General features: G+C 44.5%; 14 protein-coding genes and 1 tRNA gene. 7 read left to right on the top strand and 8 right to left on the bottom strand.

All coding sequences use genetic code 11. The annotated features are described in order from the left end of the window. Positions 1-3: 3 nt before the first annotated feature. The 3 genes from J4N42_RS04375 to adhE form a co-directional block, all read right to left on the bottom strand. Positions 4-2178 carry a CHASE3 domain-containing protein gene (locus tag J4N42_RS04375; protein WP_252030008.1) on the bottom strand — a complete coding sequence of 725 codons (2175 nt, stop codon included), beginning with the start codon at positions 2176-2178 and terminating at the stop codon, positions 4-6. Positions 2179-2371: 193 nt separating this feature from the next. Further along, positions 2372-2761, bottom strand: coding sequence for a complement resistance protein TraT (locus J4N42_RS04370; RefSeq protein WP_252030006.1), 390 nt, complete (start codon positions 2759-2761; stop codon positions 2372-2374). 185 nt (positions 2762-2946) lie between these two features. Beyond that, positions 2947-5649 carry a bifunctional acetaldehyde-CoA/alcohol dehydrogenase gene (gene adhE / locus J4N42_RS04365; RefSeq protein ID WP_252030004.1) on the bottom strand — a complete coding sequence of 901 codons (2703 nt, stop codon included), beginning with the start codon at positions 5647-5649 and terminating at the stop codon, positions 2947-2949. A 683-nt stretch (positions 5650-6332) separates the two neighbouring features. Between adhE and J4N42_RS04360 the strand changes: the two genes are divergently transcribed. Continuing rightward, positions 6333-6971, top strand: coding sequence for a YchE family NAAT transporter (locus J4N42_RS04360; RefSeq protein WP_252030002.1), 639 nt, complete (start codon positions 6333-6335; stop codon positions 6969-6971). A 49-nt stretch (positions 6972-7020) separates the two neighbouring features. After that, complete coding sequence (locus J4N42_RS04355) at positions 7021-7878, top strand: ion transporter (protein WP_252030000.1); 858 nt, start codon at positions 7021-7023, stop codon at positions 7876-7878. A 29-nt stretch (positions 7879-7907) separates the two neighbouring features. On the opposite strand, the gene J4N42_RS04350 is transcribed toward J4N42_RS04355, so the two are convergent. Both J4N42_RS04350 and asd read right to left on the bottom strand, forming a co-directional pair. Continuing rightward, positions 7908-8441, bottom strand: a complete 534-nt coding sequence (locus tag J4N42_RS04350) for a prepilin-type N-terminal cleavage/methylation domain-containing protein (RefSeq protein ID WP_503034215.1) — start codon at positions 8439-8441, stop codon at positions 7908-7910. 113 nt (positions 8442-8554) lie between these two features. Beyond that, positions 8555-9670 carry an aspartate-semialdehyde dehydrogenase gene (gene asd, locus J4N42_RS04345; RefSeq protein WP_252029999.1) on the bottom strand — a complete coding sequence of 372 codons (1116 nt, stop codon included), beginning with the start codon at positions 9668-9670 and terminating at the stop codon, positions 8555-8557. 418 nt (positions 9671-10088) lie between these two features. Between asd and nhaC the strand changes: the two genes are divergently transcribed. Continuing rightward, a complete protein-coding gene (gene nhaC, locus J4N42_RS04340; protein WP_252029997.1) occupies positions 10089-11522 on the top strand; it encodes a Na+/H+ antiporter NhaC in 1434 nt (477 codons plus the stop codon). Between the two features lie 63 nt (positions 11523-11585). On the opposite strand, the gene J4N42_RS04335 is transcribed toward nhaC, so the two are convergent. The 3 genes from J4N42_RS04335 to yejK form a co-directional block, all read right to left on the bottom strand. After that, a complete protein-coding gene (locus J4N42_RS04335; protein WP_252029995.1) occupies positions 11586-12770 on the bottom strand; it encodes a chemotaxis protein in 1185 nt (394 codons plus the stop codon). 289 nt (positions 12771-13059) lie between these two features. Beyond that, positions 13060-14334: an Hpt domain-containing protein gene (locus J4N42_RS04330; protein ID WP_252029993.1), complete on the bottom strand. Its 1275-nt coding sequence runs from the start codon at positions 14332-14334 to the stop codon at positions 13060-13062. Between the two features lie 101 nt (positions 14335-14435). Beyond that, on the bottom strand, positions 14436-15434 hold the full coding sequence (gene yejK, locus J4N42_RS04325; protein WP_252029991.1) for a nucleoid-associated protein YejK: 999 nt from the start codon (positions 15432-15434) through the stop codon (positions 14436-14438). 85 nt (positions 15435-15519) lie between these two features. Between yejK and J4N42_RS04320 the strand changes: the two genes are divergently transcribed. From J4N42_RS04320 to J4N42_RS04305, 4 genes are all read left to right on the top strand, one after another. Beyond that, a complete protein-coding gene (locus J4N42_RS04320) occupies positions 15520-15747 on the top strand; it encodes a YejL family protein (protein WP_252029989.1) in 228 nt (75 codons plus the stop codon). 24 nt (positions 15748-15771) lie between these two features. Beyond that, positions 15772-17580 carry a DUF3413 domain-containing protein gene (locus J4N42_RS04315; protein WP_252029987.1) on the top strand — a complete coding sequence of 603 codons (1809 nt, stop codon included), beginning with the start codon at positions 15772-15774 and terminating at the stop codon, positions 17578-17580. 157 nt (positions 17581-17737) lie between these two features. Then, a tRNA-Ser gene (locus J4N42_RS04310) sits at positions 17738-17828 on the top strand. A gap of 398 nt (positions 17829-18226) precedes the next feature. Then, positions 18227-18754 (top strand): hypothetical protein, encoded by a 528-nt coding sequence (locus J4N42_RS04305; protein WP_252029985.1) that lies wholly within the window; start codon positions 18227-18229, stop codon positions 18752-18754. The last annotated feature ends 8 nt before the right edge of the window (positions 18755-18762 follow it).

Genomic DNA, 18762 nt, shown 5'->3' with positions numbered 1-18762 from the left:
GGTTCACACCTTGAATTGATTGACTAAACGCTTCAACGCATCCGCTTTGTGCTCGAGTGTTTTCGCTGAATTAGCCGCTAAGTTGGCTTGTTCATTTGCAAGCATCGATACTTCAGAAACGCTTTCGACATTTTTCGATACTTCGCCACTGGCTACCGACTGCTCTTCCGCTGCGGCCGCAATACTGTCGATCATATTCGCGACATTTTGTGCGCCGTCTACAATCTCATCTAGGCTCACTCCAGCCTTTTTCACTAACGCTAAACCTTCTGAAACTTGCTCCGCTCCTACCTTCATACGCTCCACTGCTTGCGTCGTTTCATTTTGAATAGCTACGATAGACTGCCCTATCTCCTCTGTGGCAGTAGTTGTTCTATCTGCTAGTGCTCTTACCTCATCAGCCACTACTGCAAACCCTCGCCCAGCCTCACCGGCTCGCGCGGCTTCAATAGCGGCGTTCAATGCAAGCAGGTTAGTTTGCTCGGCGATTTCTTTGATCACATTAATAATCTCACCAATTTCTGCCCCACGTTTACCCAGCTCCGAAACACTATTGGACGACGCCGTTACCGCTTCATTAATCGAATTCATCCCTTCAATAGTGTTTTGTACAACTTTCCCTCCAGAGTTTGCCGTGACACCAGCTTCTTGCGCGTTCGCAGTCGCTTCTGACGATTTAGCAGCAACTTCCTGAATACTATGGCTCATCTGTTCTATCGATGAAGATATTTGGGCAATCTTCTCAGATTGCACACCAAGCTCTTGAGACATATGAGTGTTTGCCTGACTGATGGCCATCGAACCATCGACAACTTCATCGGTTGTCTGAAGTACCTCCAGAATTGCTCTATTGGTTTTTTCAACTGCTTGGTTATAACTCGCGGCCATCGCACCAAGCTCATCCTTGGAATCAATATCCAATGTATTAGTTAAGTCGCCCTTAGCTAAGCTTTCCAAACCGATGGCTACCTGTTTAACAGGTTCAGTGATTGCTCTTAGTACTACCCAAGATATGCCTACTCCAAGTGCAATGGCGAGCAACGTTCCCAACATGATGGTCGTTTCAGCCGTTTTCGCAGCACCAACCGCCGCAGCCTGCCTTTCGACCATCAGCTCATCTTCCATTGCAACAAACTCAGAAATTTGACCTCGGAACTTGTCAAAGTAAACTTTACCGCGAGCTTCACCTACAAGCTTCGCCATATCGTTCATCGTTTTAGCATCACCGATTTCGCGGCGGAGCGTGATCATAGGATCCACTACATCCGCTTGCCAAGATGAGATGGTGGTATTCATTTCTTCTAGTAGCGCGACTTGTTGTGGGTTATCACCCACCGTTTGTTTCAGCTCAGACACCAATTGTTTGAATCGGCTGCTACCCTGACGATAAGGCTCTAAAAACTCTTCCCGACCAGCCAGTAGATACCCTCTCATACCAGTTTCCATGTCGACTGCAGCAGCTAACACATCCTGTGCCGATGCCATGACCTTGTAGGTGTGGTTAACCCAATCCGTGGCGCTGCTGAGCTCAGAGAATGAGTTCATAAGTGCTTCGCTATCCGGCTTATCTAAATACCCCTGCTCATTGAGAGTGACCAACGTCAGCACGCTGTCGTCAAACTTACTACGATTGACCGCCTGCCTCTCTGCGAGTAATTTTTCTTCTCGCTCCGTAAACAAAGTAATTTGGCTTCGGAACTTATCGAAAAACACTTTACCACGAGCCTCTGCAATTAAGTCTGATACATCATCCATCGTCTTAGCATGGCCAATCTCTCTCCGTAATTGGATAACGGGCTCCGTAACGTTAGTTAACCAGTCATTTATCGTTTGCTCTATTTCACCAAGCCTTTTAACCTGCGTCGGATTGTCACTGACGGTTGTTTTTAGCTCAGAGACTAATACCGAGAATCTTTGTTGCCCTTGAATATATGGCTCTAGGAAATCCTCTTTACCCGCGAGTAAAAAGCCACGCATACCGGTTTCCATATCCACTGCAGCCGCTTCGATTTGTTTAGCCTGTTGAATCACTTTGTGGGTATGGTCGACCATAGCATTGGTCTGCACTTGCGAGCGCGAACTTGTGATGGCTATGAACGCCAGAAACACTAGCAATAGCATCGGCGTCCCTGTCCCTAACGCTAGTTTGAATCTCAATGGGATGTTTTTAAATTTCATCGCGATATCCTTGCCAACCATTGTTATTTTTATGCAATGCAGTTCATCTATAGGTATAGACGTAATTAATTTATTTATCGACTCCCGTACATTATGGTTTGCTGGTTATTAAGTGATGTAAATTGAGCACTGCAACCTGTCATGCCTACAAAAAAGGGGCGTATACACGCCCCTTTTTATTGCTTTATAGATTCTAGTTAAGAACTTGATACCCTCGATTAGTCATACAGTTTCTAAGCACTGTTTGCTTTTCCTGTTCATAATTTTCAGTGTTTTTTCTGCGGTCTCTGCTGCCACCTACCACACCCGCGGCTAAGCCAACTGCTGCGCCCTGTTTTGCACCTTCAGAGCCCGAACCACCTGCAATTGCTTTACCAGCAGAACCAATCGCAGCACCTTTCACCGCACCGCCTACTGCACCTCGAGAACGGCTATCTTTTTCAACCTGATTCGCTAACTCCTCACATTGATGCATGTCGTAAATATAGTCTTTTTCATCGACACCTTGCTTATCAATGATGAGCTTCGCATGTGCTGGAGTAGCCAAAAGAAGTGTCAGTGCAATTGCAGTGTATTTTTTCATATCGCAGAACCAAACTAAGTAAGAGAAAGAATAAGTTCTGACTAAACTATCAATGATATCGGGGTTTTGTGGAATATCCCTTATTCCAAATAAAAAAAGCCCCAACCTTTCGGCTGGGGCTTGTCATATTTCCCGATGTAGATTGTTCGTGCTAGCGAAAATCTATCTCAAACTAAACCTTACTATTACGCTTCAGCTTTCTCTTTTTTTGCCTTTTTAGGCGCTTCAGCTGGCTTTTGGTCTGCTTTCTTCTTGATTACAGTCGTGCCTTCGAAAGTTTCACCTTCAACGAATGCTTTACCGTAGTAAGAAGCTAGTAGTACTTCTTTCAGCTCAGTGATTAGAGGGTAACGAGGGTTCGCACCAGTACATTGGTCATCAAACGCTTCTACCGCTAGCTCATCTAGTTTCGCTACAAAGTCAGCTTCAGAAACACCTGCTTCTTTGATTGACTTAGGAATGTCTAGGTCGCCTTTCAGCTCGTCCAACCATGCTAGTAGACGCTCAATCTTCTGAGCAGTACGGTCACCTTCTTGGCTTAGGCCTAGGTGGTCAGCAACCTCAGCGTAACGACGACGTGCTTGTGGACGGTCGTATTGAGAGAATGCAGTCTGCTTAGTTGGGTTATCGTTCGCGTTGTAACGTACAACGTTAGAGATTAGTAGTGCGTTCGCCAAACCGTGTGGTAAGTGGAACTCAGCACCAATCTTGTGCGCCATAGAGTGACAAACACCTAGGAATGCGTTCGCAAACGCGATACCAGCGATAGTTGCCGCGTTGTGTACTTTCTCACGAGCGATTGGGTCATTTGCACCGTTCGCGTAGCTTGAAGGTAGGTACTCTTTAAGCATCTTAAGTGCTTGTAGAGCTTGACCGTCAGAGTACTCGTTAGCAAGAACAGATACGTAAGCTTCTAGAGCGTGAGTTACTGCATCGTAACCACCGAATGCTGTTAGAGACTTAGGCATGTTCATTACTAGGTTAGCATCAACGATAGCCATGTTTGGCGTGATTTCGTAGTCAGCTAGTGGGTATTTAGCACCAGTCTTGTCGTCAGTAACAACCGCGAATGGAGTAACTTCTGAACCAGTACCTGAAGTGGTAGTGATACATACAAGCTCAGCTTTCTTACCCATTTTAGGGAACTTGTAGATACGTTTACGGATGTCCATAAAGCGCATTGCTAGTTCTTCGAAGTGAGTGTCTGGGTGCTCGTACATTACCCACATAATCTTCGCAGCATCCATTGGTGAACCACCACCTAGAGCTAGGATTACGTCAGGTTGGAAGCTCTTCATTGCTTCTGCACCTTTCTCAACAACAGACAGTGTTGGATCCGCTTCTACGTCGAAGAATGTTTGAACTTCGATGCCTTGCTCTTTAAGCAGCTTAACTACTTCGTCAGCGTAACCGTTGTTGAATAGGAAACGGTCAGTTACTAGGAATGCGCGTTTCTTACCTTCTAGGTCGCTCATTGCGATTGGAAGGCTACCACGACGGAAGTAGATAGACTTAGGTAGTTTGTGCCACAACATGTTTTCAGCTCGCTTAGCTACAGTTTTCTTGTTGATAAGGTGCTTAGGACCAACGTTTTCAGAGATAGAGTTACCACCCCACGAACCACAACCTAGAGTTAGAGAAGGAGCTACGTTGAAGTTGTAAAGGTCACCGATACCACCGTGAGTAGTTGGGATGTTTACAAGAATACGTGCAGTCTTCATCTTGTCACCGAAGTAACGGATACGGTCTGCGTTTACGTCTTGGTTAGTGTAAAGACCAGATGTGTGGCCGATACCACCGATTTCAACCATAGTTACTGCTTGAGCAACTGCGTCTTCGAAGTCGTCTGCGCGGAATAGGCCTAGTGTTGGAGACAATTTCTCGTGAGCAAATTCGTCGTCGTAAGACACTTTACCAATGCCTTCACCAACAAGAACTTTAGTATCAGCTGGAACTTTAACGCCTGCCATTTCAGCGATTGCTGGTGCTGGCTGACCTACGATTTTCGCGTTTAGGTTGCCGTCGATTAGCAGTACTTTGCGTACTTTCTCTGCTTCAGCTTTGCTCAATACGTAAGCTTTGTGAGAAGCGAAACGCTCTTTCACTTCATCGTACACAGAATCAACAACGATTGCTGCTTGCTCAGAAGCACATACAACACCGTTATCGAAAGTCTTAGACATTAGGATAGAAGCAACTGCACGTTTGATGTCAGCCGTTTCATCGATAACAACAGGAACGTTACCTGCACCTACACCGATTGCTGGCTTACCAGAAGAGTATGCTGCTTTAACCATACCTGGACCACCAGTTGCAAGGATAAGAGCAATGCCATCGTGCTTCATAAGAGCGTTAGAAAGTTCTACAGATGGTTGGTCAATCCAACCGATGATATCTTTTGGTGCACCCGCTGCTACTGCTGCGTCTAGAACCAGTTTCGCTGCATCGTTAGTAGAGTTTTTCGCACGTGGGTGTGGCGAGAAGATGATGCCGTTACGAGTTTTAAGAGAAATTAGAGATTTGAAGATTGCTGTAGATGTTGGGTTAGTCGTTGGTACGATACCACAGATGATACCTACAGGTTCTGCGATAGTCATAGTGCCTAGGTTATCGTCTTCTTCTAGAACACCACACGTTTTTTCGTCTTTGTACTTGTTGTAGATAAATTCTGAAGCGAAGTGGTTTTTGATTACCTTATCTTCAACAATACCCATGCCAGACTCTGCTACCGCTTGTTGAGCTAGCGGGATACGAGCTTGGTTAGCTGCTAGAGAAGCTGCGCGGAAGATTGCGTCGACTTTCTCTTGAGAAAAAGTAGCAAACTCAGCTTGAGCTGCTTGAACGCGTGCGACTAGTGCATCTAGTTCAGCCAAATTAGTTACAGGCATAGTGGATCTCCTAAAAATAATAAAATATTAAAAACTTTTTATTAAGGTCACTGTTGCTCTAGTGCGTTGAAAACAGATGTCTTAGTAAATTGCTTTCAGGGCTGAGTATATTATTTCATTCTGTGAAAAAAATTGACCCAGATCAGTTCTCAAATATTATTTACCCCATAAGTGGTAAGTTAATCACAAAATACACCACAAACCACTGATAAATAACAATTTAAGTCACAATTACACTTCGAACAAAAAAGACGCAGTCAGACTATTAAATTTTAGAATTAGCAATAATCTGTAAAAAAGTTTCATTTTTAGACTACAAAATTACATGTAGTCCGCAATCCTTGTGCTACTGAGAGTATATCCAAACTGACATTTTGCTCTAGACCCCTTCATTGTTTTTATGGGAAATGTGCGAATGTTAACAGTTATACAATCCTTAGAATCTGTTCTACTCATAATACGTAACAATTGGTATCTGGATCGATCCTAAGAGAGTGAATGATTAGTTTTTCTCAGTAATGAAATACTCAACAAGTTAGTTTTTTTCATTCGAGTTATTGATTCCTTTCGCTTACATTAGCGATGTTTCACTCTCAGCGGTTCTTTCTCAACCACTTGAAGTTTGAAACAATCAGGCTACTTTTTATTAATTTCACTTGTGTGATGTTTTTGAGATCAACGCTATGCAAACCTTCGAGTTAGCTATCTTTCTACAGTTCTTTCTTGGCTTAGTCGCTGCGGTAAACCCAGTTGGCATCATGCCGGTATTCGTATCACTCACTGGACATATGACCGTAGAAGAGAAACGAAAGACAGCCACTACAGCGAATGTCGCTGTGGCCATCATTTTGATTATTTCTCTACTTGCGGGGCAAATGTTGCTCGATATGTTCAGCATTTCCTTAGACTCATTTCGAGTCGCAGGTGGTTTATTGCTACTTAGCATCGCTTTCTCAATGATGAGCGGTAAACTCGGTGAAGATAAACAGAACAAGCAAGAGAAATCCGAATACGTTAGCCGAGAGCAAATCGGTGTGGTGCCACTAGCCATGCCCCTGATGGCCGGCCCTGGCGCGATAAGTTCAACAATAGTCTATGGCGCGCGTTACCCAAGCATGATGGATACCGTAGGAATTATTGTGACCGTTAGCCTATTTTGTTTATGCTCTTGGCTGCTATTTCGCTCGGCACCACTCATCGTTCGTTTCTTAGGACAAACAGGCATCAACGTAATTACTCGTATCATGGGTCTAATTTTGGGTGCTCTGGGGATTGAGTTCATCGCTAACGGCCTGCGCAACCTCTTTCCAGGATTGGCGTAATCAATCATTCTGGTATGATAGGGCGACTTAGAAAATAGGTCGCTTTATCATGCCAAGAAACTCCCTTAAGCATCACTTATACGTCATTATTTTTGGAACGCACACTCGTGCGGGCCGGATCTTTGACATCGCTTTGATCATCGCGATCATCAGCTCTTTGGTGGTGCTAGTACTTGAGTCAATTCCATCCATTGGCCCGAAATGGGCATCGGTACTGCGCTACTTCGAATACTCTTTTACGTTCCTCTTCACACTCGAATACATATTGAGGCTTTATTGCTCGCCGAAACCGAAGGCTTACGCCAAAAGCTTTTATGGCGTCGTGGATCTGTTGGCCATCTTGCCAACTTATTTGGCCTTCTTCTTCCCGTCCGCTTCGTTTATGGGTGTGATCCGCCTGCTGCGTGTAATGCGTATCTTCCGAATCCTAAAGTTGGTGCGTTACCTACAAGATTCTAATATTTTACTGCGCTCATTACTGATGGCGCGACGTAAGATATTCATCTTCTTCAGCACGGTTGCGATTTTAGTCACCATTTTTGGCGCCCTTATTTATGTGATTGAAGGACCTGAGCACGGCTTTACTAGCATCCCTCAAAGTATCTATTGGGCGATTGTGACAATTACGACGGTAGGCTACGGAGATTTGGTACCCAAGACCCCATTTGGTCAGGCAATCGCTTCCATGACCATGCTTCTTGGCTACTCCATTCTTGCAGTTCCCACCGGTATCATAACCGCAGAGCTCAACCAAGAGATGAACTCTCATCGACAGCTAGTAAAATGCCCAAATTGTTCGAAATCAGGGCACGAAGCCGATGCCACTTTTTGTAAGCATTGCGGTAGTGAACTGGCCGATCCCGATCAAAGAGTCGTCCCAGTTGATGAAACACAAAACGCTCCTTAAAGGAGCGCTTTATAATCAATTAATGAAGGCTAACAACCGTCAGTATATGCTTGAGTTTCGAATGACGCACCTTGTTCCATCGAAGCAGTGTACTTAACATAGCAACCACTATCCTCAATCGCACTGTTAAAGTCGGAGCCCGTATAATTCGCAATAAACTTCGATTGCGTCACCAGCCAATAGTCTGGATCGGATACGCTTCCACCACTATTGTATGCCGCCCAAGTCCACTCTGCGTCTAGGTCATGGTAACCACTTTCAGCATTGAGAAAGTTTTCCATCCCACCCCTTTCTACCGTTGGGTAACCAAAGGCGACGTTGCCGCTTTTACCCCCCACTTCAATGTGATAACTCGGATTATTTTCTTCGTTGTCTATCGCGGCACGTGAGTACGCAAATTGAGCGGCAGCATCAACTGACCCTTTCATGCCCTCTATGACTGCGGCTTTTGCATCATGGTTGAAGTTAAGAAACCTCGGTGCCGCGACCACAGACAAAACACCCAAAATCACAATCACAACGACCAATTCAATAAGAGTAAAGCCCAACTCACCTTTCATCATACCTACCTCGCCGAATAACAGAGCGACAGGTTAAATGAATACGGTTCAACAAATTGGCGGGATATAAAAAAAGCGCCTTATTTGGCGCTTTTTCAGAGTTTTCTTACTAGCAGTTACTGCTTTTCTGCCAAAATGATGCGTAGCGTACGACGAAGTGGTTCAGCAGCACCCCATAGCAGTTGGTCACCAACAGTAAAGGCATTGAGGAAGTCATCACCCATAGACATCTTACGTAGTCGCCCTACTGGTACAGACATAGTACCCGTGACTTTCGCTGGAGTAAGCTCTTGAGCAGTAATATCACGATCGTTCGGAATCACTTTCACCCAATCGTTGTGCGTTGCTATGATCTCTTCGATCTCATCCATTGGTACATTTTGCTTCAGCTTAATGGTGAGAGCTTGAGCATGACAGCGCATTGCACCAATTCGAACACATGTACCATCGATCGGAATAGGCTGACCATCTAGGCCAAGAATTTTGTTTGCTTCGACACCGGCTTTCCATTCTTCTTTGCTTTGCCCATTTTCACGCTTCACATCGATCCAAGGAATCAATGAACCAGCTAGAGGTGCACCAAATTGATCGGTTGGGAAAGAAGATGAACGAATCGTGTCGGCAACTTTTTTATCGATATCTAGGATAGAACTTGCAGGATTAGCTAGCTCAGAGCTTACACAGTCATTCACAACGCCCATCTGAGAGATAAGCTCACGCATGTTTTTCGCACCTGCACCCGATGCGGCTTGGTACGTCATTGCGCTCATCCACTCAACCATACCTTTTTCGTATAGGCCGCCAAGTGCCATCAGCATCAAGCTCACTGTACAGTTACCACCAACGAAAGTGTTGGTTCCGGAATGAATGCCTTGTTGGATTTGCGCTAAGTTAACAGGGTCAAGCGTAATAATGGAGTCTTTATCCATACGAAGTGTTGACGCTGCATCAATCCAGTAACCTTTCCAGCCTGCTTGGCGCAGTGCTGGGTACACTTTTTCAGTGTATCCACCGCCCTGACATGTAATCACAGCATCCAACTGCTTTAAGCTTTCGATGTCAAATGCATCTTGAAGCATACCTGCATCTTTACCAAGGTTAGGTGCAGGTATACCTACTTGAGAGGTGCTGTAAAATACTGGTTCGATAAGATCAAAGTCTTTCTCTTCAACCATACGTTGCATCAATACGGAACCAACCATACCGCGCCAACCAACTAAACCTACTCTCATCACATTACTCTCCGTGTATTCTTTAAAAAACGACTTCCTCCATACTTCAATTTTCTACACAAAATCTCAAGCAAAAAATGCCCTAACTCGTAACTTTTTCTTTCTAATTTCGAGTTATTGCCTGTCCATTTTGCTTGAAAGGCGAATAAGTCGATATTTTCATGGATGAATCCGCTTTTTACTCACCACTAAGCTCTTCACAATCACTTGTGACACATAAAATTTACATTACAAAACATTTCAAACCATGAATATTAACCAATAATAAAACAATAAACTAAATACAAACGTTTACGCAGACTACAATCACAATAGAGCGAGGATTTATCGATATATTACTCCAAGCACTGTAAAGTACACCTCACATCCTGATGAGCGCGGTAGTGTTCACAATATTTCAATCGGATCTGAGGCTCTTATGAAGCACATTACTCCTCGTTTACCTAACTTGCTGCAAGTGATTATTTCGCTTGGCTTGTTTCTATTATTGGCGTTTTCATTCACTGCCAAGCTCGATCTTCCCATTCAGCTCGCATTATATATTGGCTGGTTTATCATCATGTTACTTGGCGTTCGCCTTGGGCACAGCTACAAACAATTAGAACAAGCCGCCTTGAACGGTATTTCTAACGGGCTAGGTGCGGTACTGATTCTGCTGGCGGTTGGTGCCTTGGTTGGTACGTGGATTTCTGGCGGTATTGTTCCAACTATCATCTATTACGGTCTACAGGCAATCCACCCGTCAATTTTCCTCCTCGCGACTATGATCATTTGTTCTTTGACAGCACTTGCGACAGGTACTTCTTGGGGAGCAGCAGGCACAGCAGGTATTGCGATGATGGGGATTGGTCAAGGCCTTGGTGTGCCTGCACCGATAACGGCAGGTGCGGTACTGTCAGGATGTTACTTTGGCGATAAGCTATCTCCTTTGTCTGATTCGGTTATTCTCGCTTCATCTATGTCGAACGTTGAAGTGGTAGAACACATCAAGGGCATGCTGCCTATAGCATTGATCAGCTACATCATCACTGGGATTCTATTCACCGCATTTGGTTTCCACTACGCTGGCAACGTCGATATGTCTCAGGTTCAGTCGGTGATAAATGCGATGGATGAACAATTTTACATTACCCCTTATTCATTTGTTCCGGTCTTAATAGTGCTTGGCTTGCTTGCGATGCGTATGCCTTCTTTCCCTGTCATCAGTTTTGGCTCTCTACTGGGGATCATTTGGGCAGTGATGATTCAAGATGTCGATTTCTTGCGTGCTTTCAACACGGCATGGGCACCTTACTCGATCGAATCAGGGGTAGAGTTTATTGATTCTATTCTCAACCGTGGCGGTATGTCTTCGATGCTGGGGTCCGTCGCAGTTATTGTTTTCGGTTTAGGCTTCGGGGGACTACTAGACAAAGTTGGGGTGCTTGAAACTATCGCCAAGTTGTTCGAGCGTAGGGTCAACAGCGCCGGTTCACTAGCTACCAGCACAATTGGTACAGCCTTCATGGGAAATGTGTTTGGTTCGGCTATGTACGTATCACTCATTCTGACGCCAAAAATCTGTGCTAAGAACTACGATCGTTTAGGCTACCAACGCAAGAACTTATCTCGAAATGCTGAGTTTGGAGGCACACTCACGTCAGGAATGGTGCCTTGGAGTGATAACGGTATCTATATGGCAAGCATTTTGGGTGTCGCTACACTCTCGTACGCGCCATTCATGTGGTTAAGCTTTATTTGTATCATCGTCACGATCCTCTCTTCTTACATGGGCTGGTTTGTCGATAAGTGCGAACCAACCGCAGAGGCAACTGCTGAAGAAGAAGTCCAGTTAGAGAAGCAGAGCGCTTAATTGACAATAGCGTTATGGATACAAAAAGAGCGCCTATTCGGCGCTCTTTTTCATGTTTAAGGTTTACTTCGCTTTCACTGCAGCCCGCTTACCTAGCATGTAGCCTAAGCCAAGTGGAGCAAAGAAAATCGCAATGATAAACAAGACAAAGTAGATGATAGTACTCTTAATCAAGCTGACTAACTTATCCATCGCTAACGTCAACACATCTTGCGAGACTTTATCGATATCTTGAGTGAACTTCTCACGCTCTGTTGCGACAATTACCGCAATCGCTTTCCGTTCTCGTTCAATCATATCCACCAGTTCAGCTCGCTCACGAGCAACCATAGCTTCTAACGCTGCACGCTCGCCACTAAGTTGAACCAACTTAGCATCCGTTTTTGCGTCGATATCATTAACCAAAGGTTGAAGTTCTATCGCCATTTGCTCGGCTAAATTACGCATATATTCGGGATTGTTCGCCACAAAATCCTGGAAAGACTCTGACGTTTTACGGAAACTCTCCATCGTTGCGGTAAACTCTTCACCACTGACACTGCTATTCATCGCGATCAGCTGGGCTTTCCAGTTCATGATCTTTGGTGTTTGCTCGGTTACAAGGCTCAATCTGTCAGACACATCGCCCATGGCTTCAGGCATAGTCCCTAAAGTCGTCACCGCTTCATCTTCCGCAATACCGCTGTGAGCTAGCCATGGTCGGTAAGCAGGCGTGCGGAAAAAAGTAAGATCGGTAAATGGTTGCTCAGAGGAAAACTGCTCTACAAACTCTTTACTTGAACGATACACATCCCCTTTGAGCAGCGACTTCGCCAATGCATCAATCTCTGTTAGCAAACGAGCAGAAGTGGCTTGGGCTGAATCTCCTAAAAAGAGCGTTGAGCCCGCTTCAGATTGGAAAAACTGGTCCATCTGGTAAGTAAATACCCAGCTGTCGATCAACGCGGCTGTTGGAGAGGCTTGATATGCGGCACTTTGCAGTCCCTCTTCTGCGTTAATCTTCCAAAGCAGAACATAGGATTGGTGCACGGTATCTTGGCTATCGTACGTAGCGGAAATTTCATCGGCAGACTGTTCGACCTGAGTAAAAAATAGCTGAGCATACTCTCGCGTCAAAATACGCATATTCAACTCTTGTTTGGTCAAAGGCGTTGTTTGGCTGTCGAGCTTCACCTCAAGCAAAGAACAACCACTCACACTCACAATAACCATTAACGTGAGTACCTTATAGAAATGACGGAGAAACATTTTTACCTCTAGCCTAGCTCATTGATTTTAAACATACCGAAATGACCGTAAGAATCAGAACTCAGAGTCAAAACACGGGTTCAAGTTAATCTAAGTAGAAATTGCGTCAGTAGCCCTTGGTGAGTGGGCTAGTTTTTAAAGCCTGTTTAGGGCTTTAGGAAATAAAACGTTTTCGAAGTTTATTCAACAGCAATTGTTTCTTAAATCAGTATCTTGATGTCATTTAGGTATCAATTATCTAGTATCCGATTTTAAAGTCAGAGGAATATCATGTATTACGGTAAATCAACTATGTCTTACTTTTAAGATACACTTGAGCGCTCTCAACCGCCGACGCCAAGTTTTCCTTAAGTTGCTGCAGTTTCTCTGGCGCCACGTCAACATCATTCTTGATGTCTGCTTCTATCTGAGTCGCAATGTCGCGTAAAGTCATAGCACCTAAGTTACCCGCAACGCCTTTCAGGCTGTGCGCTTTGCGCATTGCCAACGTTTTATCTGAGTCTAGTAAGTCTGGTAGCTGATTGGCGTCATCTTGATGATCCTGAATGAATACCTCTAAAAGCAACTTCACTGACTCAGTATCTCCGTTCAGCGAATTCAACATGTGGTCGATATCAACGGTCGCCAAATTGGCTTCTACGGGCTTCGGCTCAGGTTTTGGTTCAGGCTGTAACACTTCAACTGGCTTCACTACTTCAGGAGCTGGCTGCTCTACAGTAACTTTCACGGGCTCTTTTACTTCGCTGACGGTTGCAAGCTCGGCCTGCATTACGATTTGCTCTGCCTCTGAGTCTTCAGTGCGAACAGCGATGAATGCAACCAACAACAACGTAAAACCACTTAATGTCACTAGGAAAAGTCCACTGCGAGAAATGGAGTGGTGGTACGCCTCTTCCATCTGATAAACCTGATAGTTCAGCGAGTGACTGAGTAACTTTTCAACTAAATAGCTACCTTTCGCATAACCACCCAGTACAGAAGACGTTTGAGCAAGCAATTGCTGTAGTCTTTCCCTATCTTCATTGGGTAACTGTTGGGAAGTAATGAAAAGTTGGTCGAGCGAGCGGTACACCTTAGGGCTGTTCGCAGAGTCACTGAACATAGCTTCGAACACTCTTGCGCTTAGTTGGTAATAGAGCGCACTCACTTCAGGCTGATCAGTGTAGTTCTCACGCACTTGTTGCAAACTGTTCACTAAGTTGACCACTTCAACTTCAGTATCAACAAACTGCCTTACCAAATCTAAGAATCGGTCCGTCGTGAAGAGCAGTTGGTTAATATCAGGTTGGAACCAACTTCCTTTGTCGTTAGCTTCCAGCTGCAAGCGCAGCGAGTAGATGAGTTGAATTTTCAATGAAATGTCGTCGGCATGCTGAATACGAAACGGAGAATCAAAATACAGCTCACTTCTAAGCTCCTCGACACCATTACCTAATTCTTCAATGGTTTCCAGCGTTGCCATTGTGGTGCGAACCATCATGATGGTTCCTATTACCACAGCCAACCACAGGCCGAAAATCACTGCCAGGAGCTTGTATTTGTTCTTAACCGATTCCTTCGACATATCGCTAACCTTTTGAAAAGTCCTTTTTTCCTTCTCTCTACATGTTATGACCCATTGAGCACAAATACAAAAAGAGAGAGCCATGGCTCTCTCAAATTTGATTAATTTCTTGTAAGTTGGTCACGCAAATTAGGCGGTGTCCCTTTAATCGTTAGCGTATCCGTTTCTGGATCGTAAAAAATACGCTCACCCAATAGCAAACTATCGAAACTCACGTTCAAACCACCACCAGCACCAACGTACTTAGTTAGCTTACGCATGGTTGAGCGATCTGCTGGGAAGCTTTCTTCCAACTCATAGCCTTGCTCCTTGGTGTAATCTAAGAAGCTTGTGCCGTCCGAGCTTGCTGGCAATTCGCCCGACAGCTCCTGAACTTGAACTTCCTCACCAGCTTTAATCTGCTCATTGCAGTAGTCATAAACTTGTTTTTTGTAGTTGGTAGCTTCATCTTTTTCGAGCTTTGAATCGCTACAAAAATCTTGCACGGCCTGCATTAACACTTGGTTTTGCTGCTTAGTGTCAAGCCCGACTTCAGCTTGTAAGAAATCCAAGAAGAAATCGGCAACTTTTCGGCCCACACGCCCTTTGATGTACGCCAAGTAACGATTAGATTCTTTGTCTGTCTCGTAACTAGACAAATCAATACGAGCTGCGATGTCCATCTTATTGATATCCAAATAGTCAGTCGCGCTAATATCCAACCCTTCGGTGACTTTAAGGCTTTGATTTGATGGCAGCAAAGCAATGAACAGATAATCCGTTGCTAACGCTTGGTATTCTGCAATCACCAAAATGCCTTCATCGGCAAATGGGTACTTCGCCAACTCTTCTTTGAGGCGGTTTGCACTGTCTTGTGAGAAGTCGTTGAAAGATCGTTCATTTTTACGAAATTCTTGCAACCAGATCTGAAAATCGCTGTCAGACTTAAAAGCTCCAAAGCCTTTTCCAGCTTTGGAATTAAAAACACGATGCAGCTCTGCCACAAGATTTTCGCTCGATGCATCATTAGCTAATGATTCAGCACGGAAATTTACTACCAGCTCGTCCTGATCGTTTTTAGACAGCTGATGTAAAATGACATTGGAAAGATGAAGACTCATAATGAATTTATCGTCGTTCTAGGTTTCAGTTGTAAGGCATAGTAGGTTATCATAAGCCGCTTTTACTATCATCTATAGAGTATTTATGCCGATTACATCTAAATACAGTGACGACCAAGTTGAAAACATCCTTGCAGAAGTAGCTGCCATTTTAGAAAAACACGGAGCAACGCCTGAGCTATCACTGATGATTGCGGGAAATATCGCAACCAATGTCTTAAATCAAAATGTTGCTGCTTCACAACGCAAAGCAATTGCTGAAAAATTTGCTCAAGCGTTAATTTCTTCTATTGAAGACAATACAACACACTAATAAAAACGGATTACAAAAAGATAAATGGTAGATAGCGGAAATACATACGGCGATCGCGTATCACGCTTAGTGGGTTGGGGGCATTGGTTTGCTTTCTTCAACATTATTGCTGCACTGTTAATCGGAACGCGATACATCGTCCAGTCTCCTTGGCCGGAGACACTGCTGGGTCAATTTTACCTAGCGGTTTCTTGGATTGGCCACTTTGGCTTCCTTGTATTCGCCCTCTATCTACTTATCTTATTCCCACTGACGTTTTTAATACCGTCGCGTAAGTTATTTCGTTTGGTATCGGTCTGCTTCGCGACCGTTGGTCTAACCCTACTTCTGGTTGATACCCAAGCTTACCAGTCGATTAACCTGCACTTAAACCCTGTAGTGTGGGAGCTTCTATTTAGCACCGAAGACAGCGCACTCAGCGCCGACTTACAGCACCTTTTCATTGTTCTGCCTTTGATCTTTTTGCTTCAACTGGGGTTGTCTGAATGGGTATGGCGCAAGCAACGTAAACTTTCTCACAAACACGTCGGTCGCCCAATTGCTGCGGTATTTTTTGTCAGCTTTATTACCAGCCACTTAATTTACGTTTGGTCGGACGCGTATTTCTACAACCCGGTAACGAACCAGAAAGCGAATTTCCCGCTGTCTTACCCTATGACAGCAAAATCTTTTATGGAAAAGCATGGCTTACTGGATCGCGAAGAATACTTGAAGCGCCTGAAAGAAAACGAAGGCAACAACGATTTAGTTCGTTACCCGTTAGAAGAAATTACATTCGATCGCCGTGCTGGCAATTTGAATATCTTGATGGTTAGTGTAAACAATCTGCGCGGTGACGCCCTCAATGCTGAGGCAATGCCATCAACCAACGCTTATGCCGAACAGAACCTGAACTTCACCAATCATTACAGCTCAAGCAACGATGCCTTTGGTACATTTGGCCTGTTCTACGGGCTTCCAAGTAGTTATGCAGGTAGCATTAAATCTCAAGGCACATTGCCGTTGTTAATGACGACTCTAGCTGACAAAGGCTATGAATTCGGGCTCTTCAGTGGCGATAACTTCTCGGATGATCTTTACGCAGAAACCATTTTCCGTGGCCTGCAGTTCACTGGTATTGCATTCGATAGCAAAGAGTCGGCCGATGGTCAGGCAATTGATGCTTGGAGTGCATGGGTCAATGATGGCGCAAAGAAACCTTGGTTTAGCTACATTGAGCTCACCACGGTAGATAACTTCAGCGACTACAGCAGTGCTCAAGGCTCTGCCAACGATATTTTGCGCGCTAGCTACGCAGAATCGGTCAAACAAGTTGATGCTGAACTTGCTAAGCTCTATCAGCAACTAGAAGCGCTTGAACTCGACAATAACACCGTAGTAATCATTACTTCTAATCACGGCACCGAGTTCAATGAAACCAATACTAATAGCTGGGGTTCAAACTCCAACTATAGTCGTTACCAGCTTCAAGTTCCTATGGTTATTCATTGGCCAGGTAAGTTGGCTGCGACTTACACCCACAGGTCGAGTCACCTAGATTTATCTGTCACTCTACTTCAAGATCTATTGGGCGTCTCATCGAATCCAACTGACTTTAGTAGTGGTCGTAACCTATTTAGTGAACGCAAACGCCGCTGGATTTTGGCCGGCGACTCTCGAGAGCTTGCACTTATAACCGCAGATCGTACAACTGTGATAGATAAGTTTGGTAACTTCAAACTTTACGATAAAGACTACAACCGCTTGAAAGAAGAAAACCCTAAACTACCAGTCTTGATGCAAGGCTTAACAGAACTGCAGCGCTTTTATGTAAAGAGCCCCCACTCTAACTAGCGGCCGACTCCAAAAATAAGCACTCATTGAGTGCTTATTTTGTATCTAATGGATTGAAAAAAGAGCGTTATCTTTGAAAAGCGCATAGAAAAACAGCAAACAGTCATTTAAGGACTTTACAAGGTTTTCCAAGCCCTATATTATGCGCCTCAACAACGGAGAGATGGCTGAGTGGTTGAAAGCACCGGTCTTGAAAACCGGCATACGTTAATAGCGTATCTAGGGTTCAAATCCCTATCTCTCCGCCACATTTAGAAAAAGCCCGCTAAGAAATTAGTGGGCTTTTTTGTATTTCAAAGGATTAAACGGGATTTGCCCAAATCCCTCCTTGAATGCAAGTCCAGCACTCCGCCACATTTAGAAAGGCCCGCTAAGAAATTAGTGGGCCTTTTCGTATTTCAAAGGATTAAACGGGATTTGCCCAAATCCCTCCTTGAATGCAAGCCCAGCACTCCGCCACATTTAAAAGCCCACTAAGTAGCTCGTGGAGTTTTTTGTATTTGATAACTTGAACGGTTTACCTGAGTTCAGCCGTACCCCTTGATTCAACTGCCTAGTGGGTTAACTTCTTTGATAACCTTTTGTTAACCCCTACTCTATTATCCTCTTTCCTGAACAAACATCACTCACCGTTCAGGGAGGAAGCATGAAACTACTTGCCTCAATAACTACAACCATACTTATTACTGGTGTGATATGGAGCGCTGTAACCCTACAGCCAGCGACTGCGGAAACTGCGCCAGCCACCGCTTTGAACAACCTCACCTCATCTCTCAATAACGAAAAACCAGACTCTGTTACGGGAGTCAGTAAAACCATTCATTTACAAGAGCTACCAGCATTGTGGCATCAGTTTTATACCGACAACCCCACTATCCCTAGCGACGTAAATACACTGATAGTCATATACCAGCAAATAGATAAAAGCTTCACCCACGCGAAAGTCACCATTGGCTACGCTCAAGATGCTAAACAATCACTTTCTGTTCAGTTATCCGTTGATTCTACTCGTCAGGTTTTGCTCCCCAAAGGACAACACTCAGCTTCAGTGTTGGAACAAGCTTGGCATCAAATCGACTTCCATCAACCAATTTCAGCAGTGGTGGAAGTTCATTATCTCAATCAGCACGGCTTACCGGACAGCAGTGAAGTAAGCGTCTACTATGAACAATAGCTTTGAGG

It is taken from the genome of Vibrio sp. SCSIO 43135 (assembly GCF_023716665.1).
In the GTDB taxonomy this organism is placed as follows: Bacteria; Pseudomonadota; Gammaproteobacteria; order Enterobacterales; family Vibrionaceae; genus Vibrio; species Vibrio paucivorans.
The sequence above is the reverse complement of the archived record's forward strand: the minus strand, read 5'-3'. Positions and strand labels throughout refer to the sequence as shown.

What these genes read in the sequence shown, in the direction of transcription:
- adhE (WP_252030004.1), bottom strand. Translation starts at nt 5,649, where the DNA reads ATGCCTGTAACTAATTTGGCTGAACTAGATGCACTAGTCGCACGCGTT.
- J4N42_RS04335 (WP_252029995.1), bottom strand. Translation starts at nt 12,770, where the DNA reads ATGTTTCTCCGTCATTTCTATAAGGTACTCACGTTAATGGTTATTGTG.
- J4N42_RS04355 (WP_252030000.1), top strand. Translation starts at nt 7,021, where the DNA reads ATGCCAAGAAACTCCCTTAAGCATCACTTATACGTCATTATTTTTGGA.
- J4N42_RS04320 (WP_252029989.1), top strand. Translation starts at nt 15,520, where the DNA reads ATGCCGATTACATCTAAATACAGTGACGACCAAGTTGAAAACATCCTT.
- J4N42_RS04305 (WP_252029985.1), top strand. Translation starts at nt 18,227, where the DNA reads ATGAAACTACTTGCCTCAATAACTACAACCATACTTATTACTGGTGTG.
- J4N42_RS04330 (WP_252029993.1), bottom strand. Translation starts at nt 14,334, where the DNA reads ATGTCGAAGGAATCGGTTAAGAACAAATACAAGCTCCTGGCAGTGATT.
- asd (WP_252029999.1), bottom strand. Translation starts at nt 9,670, where the DNA reads ATGAGAGTAGGTTTAGTTGGTTGGCGCGGTATGGTTGGTTCCGTATTG.
- J4N42_RS04350 (WP_503034215.1), bottom strand. Translation starts at nt 8,441, where the DNA reads ATGATGAAAGGTGAGTTGGGCTTTACTCTTATTGAATTGGTCGTTGTG.
- J4N42_RS04360 (WP_252030002.1), top strand. Translation starts at nt 6,333, where the DNA reads ATGCAAACCTTCGAGTTAGCTATCTTTCTACAGTTCTTTCTTGGCTTA.
- J4N42_RS04370 (WP_252030006.1), bottom strand. Translation starts at nt 2,761, where the DNA reads ATGAAAAAATACACTGCAATTGCACTGACACTTCTTTTGGCTACTCCA.
- nhaC (WP_252029997.1), top strand. Translation starts at nt 10,089, where the DNA reads ATGAAGCACATTACTCCTCGTTTACCTAACTTGCTGCAAGTGATTATT.
- J4N42_RS04375 (WP_252030008.1), bottom strand. Translation starts at nt 2,178, where the DNA reads ATGAAATTTAAAAACATCCCATTGAGATTCAAACTAGCGTTAGGGACA.
- yejK (WP_252029991.1), bottom strand. Translation starts at nt 15,434, where the DNA reads ATGAGTCTTCATCTTTCCAATGTCATTTTACATCAGCTGTCTAAAAAC.
- J4N42_RS04315 (WP_252029987.1), top strand. Translation starts at nt 15,772, where the DNA reads ATGGTAGATAGCGGAAATACATACGGCGATCGCGTATCACGCTTAGTG.